This is a genomic window from Staphylococcus sp. GDB20D11A (genome assembly GCF_016893255.1).
GTDB lineage: Bacteria > Bacillota > Bacilli > Staphylococcales > Staphylococcaceae > Staphylococcus > Staphylococcus aureus.
In genome coordinates, this window is the sequence record NZ_JAFEPJ010000050.1 from 1 (window position 1) to 4,547 (window position 4,547).

Below are 4,547 nucleotides of genomic sequence, written 5' to 3' on the forward strand. Positions count from 1 at the left end.
AATGGATTCAATTTTGGAAAAGAGCTATGAAATTAGATTATGATCCAAACGTTAAAGTCCAAATGATTCGACCAAAAAATAAACATAAATCTGATATAAAATCAGCCATTGATGAAACTGCAAAATATCCAGTAAAAGATACAGATTTTATGACTGATGACGAAGAAAGAAATTTGCAGCGTTTAGCTGATTTGGAGGAAGGACTTTATCGAAAAAGATTAATTTCATATGGTGGTTTATTAAAGGAAATTCATAAGGAATTAAATCTTGATGACGCAGAAGATGGCGATTTAATACATACAGATGATGAAGAAAAAGCAGATGAAGATGGCTTTTCTATTATTGCAATGTGGAATTGGGAACGGAAAAATTATTTTATTAAAGAGTAGTTCAACAAACGGGCCAGTTTGTTGAAGATTAGATGCTATAATTGTTATTAAAAGGATTGAAGGATGCTTAGGAAGACGAGTTATTAATAGCTGAATAAGAACGGTGCTCTCCAAATATTCTTATTTAGAAAAGCAAATCTAAAATTATCTGAAAAGGGAATGAGAATAGTGAATGGACCAATAATAATGACTAGAGAAGAAAGAATGAAGATTGTTCATGAAATTAAGGAACGAATATTGGATAAATATGGGGATGATGTTAAGGCTATTGGTGTTTATGGCTCTCTTGGTCGTCAGACTGATGGGCCCTATTCGGATATTGAGATGATGTGTGTCATGTCAACAGAGGAAGCAGAGTTCAGCCATGAATGGACAACCGGTGAGTGGAAGGTGGAAGTGAATTTTGATAGCGAAGAGATTCTACTAGATTATGCATCTCAGGTGGAATCAGATTGGCCGCTTACACATGGTCAATTTTTCTCTATTTTGCCGATTTATGATTCAGGTGGATACTTAGAGAAAGTGTATCAAACTGCTAAATCGGTAGAAGCCCAAACGTTCCACGATGCGATTTGTGCCCTTATCGTAGAAGAGCTGTTTGAATATGCAGGCAAATGGCGTAATATTCGTGTGCAAGGACCGACAACATTTCTACCATCCTTGACTGTACAGGTAGCAATGGCAGGTGCCATGTTGATTGGTCTGCATCATCGCATCTGTTATACGACGAGCGCTTCGGTCTTAACTGAAGCAGTTAAGCAATCAGATCTTCCTTCAGGTTATGACCATCTGTGCCAGTTCGTAATGTCTGGTCAACTTTCCGACTCTGAGAAACTTCTGGAATCGCTAGAGAATTTCTGGAATGGGATTCAGGAGTGGACAGAACGACACGGATATATAGTGGATGTGTCAAAACGCATACCATTTTGAACGATGACCTCTAATAATTGTTAATCATGTTGGTTACGTATTTATTAACTTCTCCTAGTATTAGTAATTATCATGGCTGTCATGGCGCATTAACGGAATAAAGGGTGTGCTTAAATCGGGCCATTTTGCGTAATAAGAAAAAGGATTAATTATGAGCGAATTGAATTAATAATAAGGTAATAGATTTACATTAGAAAATGAAAGGGGATTTTATGCGTGAGAATGTTACAGTCTATCCCGGCATTGCCAGTCGGGGATATTAAAAAGAGTATAGGTTTTTATTGCGATAAACTAGGTTTCACTTTGGTTCACCATGAAGATGGATTCGCAGTTCTAATGTGTAATGAGGTTCGGATTCATCTATGGGAGGCAAGTGATGAAGGCTGGCGCTCTCGTAGTAATGATTCACCGGTTTGTACAGGTGCGGAGTCGTTTATTGCTGGTACTGCTAGTTGCCGCATTGAAGTAGAGGGAATTGATGAATTATATCAACATATTAAGCCTTTGGGCATTTTGCACCCCAATACATCATTAAAAGATCAGTGGTGGGATGAACGAGACTTTGCAGTAATTGATCCCGACAACAATTTGATTAGCTTTTTTCAACAAATAAAAAGCTAAAATCTATTATTAATCTGTTCAGCAATCGGGCGCGATTGCTGAATAAAAGATACGAGAGACCTCTCTTGTATCTTTTTTATTTTGAGTGGTTTTGTCCGTTACACTAGAAAACCGAAAGGCAATAAAAATTTTATTCTTGCTGAGTCTGGCTTTCGGTAAGCTAGACAAAACGGACAAAATAAAAATTGGCAAGGGTTTAAAGGTGGAGATTTTTTGAGTGATCTTCTCAAAAAATACTACCTGTCCCTTGCTGATTTTTAAACGAGCACGAGAGCAAACCCCCCCTTTGCTGAGGTGGCAGAGGGCAGGTTTTTTTGTTTCTTTTTTCTCGTAAAAAAAAGAAAGGTCTTAAAGGTTTTATGGTTTTGGTCGGCACTGCCGACAGCCTCGCAGAGCACACACTTTATGAATATAAAGTATAGTGTGTTATACTTTACTTGGAAGTGGTTGCCGGAAAGAGCGAAAATGCCTCACATTTGTGCCACCTAAAAAGGAGCGATTTACATATGAGTTATGCAGTTTGTAGAATGCAAAAAGTGAAATCAGCTGGACTAAAAGGCATGCAATTTCATAATCAAAGAGAGCGAAAAAGTAGAACGAATGATGATATTGACCATGAGCGAACACGTGAAAATTATGATTTGAAAAATGATAAAAATATTGATTACAACGAACGTGTCAAAGAAATTATTGAATCACAAAAAACAGGTACAAGAAAAACGAGGAAAGATGCTGTTCTTGTAAATGAGTTGCTAGTAACATCTGACCGAGATTTTTTTGAGCAACTGGATCCAGGAGAACAAAAACGATTTTTTGAGGAAAGTTATAAATTATTTTCCGAACGATATGGCAAGCAAAATATTGCTTATGCAACAGTTCATAATGATGAGCAAACCCCTCACATGCATTTAGGTGTTGTGCCTATGCGTGATGGAAAACTGCAAGGAAAAAATGTGTTTAATCGTCAAGAACTGTTATGGCTACAAGATAAATTCCCCGAGCATATGAAAAAACAGGGTTTTGAGTTGAAGCGTGGTGAACGTGGCTCTGACCGTAAACATATTGAGACAGCTAAATTTAAAAAACAAACTTTGGAAAAAGAGATTGATTTTCTAGAAAAAAATTTAGCAGTTAAAAAAGATGAATGGACTGCTTATAGCGATAAAGTTAAATCAGATTTAGAAGTACCAGCGAAACGACACATGAAAAGTGTTGAAGTGCCAACGGGTGAAAAGTCCATGTTTGGTTTGGGAAAAGAAATAATGAAAACAGAAAAGAAACCAACCAAAAATGTTGTTATATCGGAGCGTGATTATAAAAACTTAGTGACTGCTGCGAGAGATAACGATAGGTTAAAACAGCATGTTAGAAATCTCATGAGTACTGATATGGCGAGAGAATATAAAAAATTAAGTAAAGAACATGGGCAAGTTAAAGAAAAATATAGTGGTCTTGTAGAGCGATTTAATGAAAATGTAAATGATTATAATGAGTTGCTTGAAGAAAACAAGTCTTTAAAGTCTAAAATAAGCGATTTAAAGCGTGATGTGAGTTTAATCTATGAAAGCACTAAGGAATTCCTTAAGGAACGTACAGACGGCTTAAAAGCCTTTAAAAACGTTTTTAAGGGGTTTGTAGACAAGGTAAAGGATAAAACAGCACAATTCCAAGAAAAACACGATTTAGAACCTAAAAAGAACGAATTTGAACTAACTCATAACCGAGAGGTAAAAAAAGAACGAAGTCGAGATCAGGGAATGAGTTTATAAAATAAAAAAAGCACCTGAAAAGGTGTCTTTTTTTGATGGTTTTGAACTTGTTCTTTCTTATCTTGATACATATAGAAACAACAAGTTTTTATTTTTATAGTTTACATCGCGTTTAAAGTGTTGGTGTGATTGGCTTTATAAGGTTAATGAACCTTTAAAAATCCTTGCACAGAAAAATACCCTATGTTATTGTTTAAGTTACCACACAAAAACAAATTTACATAGGGGGTTTCTGTATTCATTATGTGCAATAATAATAGCATTAATTCAGATGAAAAATCAAGTGTACTAATCGACAAAACAAAAAGTGGAAAAATAAGACCTTGGCGAGAAAAGAAAATGGCAAATGTAGATTATTTTGAACTCTTGCATATTCTTGAATTTAAAAAGGCTGAACGTGTAAAAGATTGTGCAGAGGTACTTGAATATAAAGTGAGTTATGAAACGGGAGAAAAAACGTTATATCGTGTGTGGTTTTGTAAATCTCGATTATGTCCAATGTGCAACTGGAGGAGAGCAATGAAGCATGGTATTCAGTCACAAAAGGTTGTTGCAGAAGTTATCAAACAAAAACCAACAGTTCGTTGGCTTTTCCTTACGTTGACCGTTAGAAATGTTTATGATGGTACTGAATTAAATAAAAGTTTATCGGATATGTCAAAAGGTTTTAATCGTATGATGAAATATAAGAAAATTAATAAAAACTTAGTTGGTTTTATGCGAGCGACAGAAGTAACTGTAAATAATATAGATAATTCTTATAACCAACACATGCATGTGTTGGTTTGTGTAGAAAGCACTTATTTTTATAACACTGCAATGGATTCAATTTTGGAAA

At 35.4% G+C, this 4,547-nt stretch carries 4 protein-coding genes and 1 pseudogene; all 5 read left to right on the top strand.

All coding sequences use genetic code 11. The annotated features are described in order from the left end of the window. Positions 1–389, top strand: a 389-nt coding sequence (locus tag JV528_RS14585) for a protein rep (RefSeq protein WP_239477198.1), incomplete at its 5' end; no start/stop codon positions are given. 168 nt (positions 390–557) lie between these two features. After that, positions 558–1,319 (top strand): aminoglycoside O-nucleotidyltransferase ANT(4')-Ia, encoded by a 762-nt coding sequence (gene aadD1 / locus JV528_RS14590; RefSeq protein WP_001014230.1) that lies wholly within the window; start codon positions 558–560, stop codon positions 1,317–1,319. 216 nt (positions 1,320–1,535) lie between these two features. After that, positions 1,536–1,940 (top strand): bleomycin binding protein, encoded by a 405-nt coding sequence (bleO, locus tag JV528_RS14595; RefSeq protein ID WP_001242578.1) that lies wholly within the window; start codon positions 1,536–1,538, stop codon positions 1,938–1,940. A 506-nt stretch (positions 1,941–2,446) separates the two neighbouring features. After that, complete coding sequence (gene mobV, locus JV528_RS14600; RefSeq protein WP_000119405.1) at positions 2,447–3,709, top strand: MobV family relaxase; 1,263 nt, start codon at positions 2,447–2,449, stop codon at positions 3,707–3,709. A gap of 243 nt (positions 3,710–3,952) precedes the next feature. Beyond that, positions 3,953–4,547 (top strand): annotated as a pseudogene (locus tag JV528_RS14605) (protein rep); the annotation flags it as partial.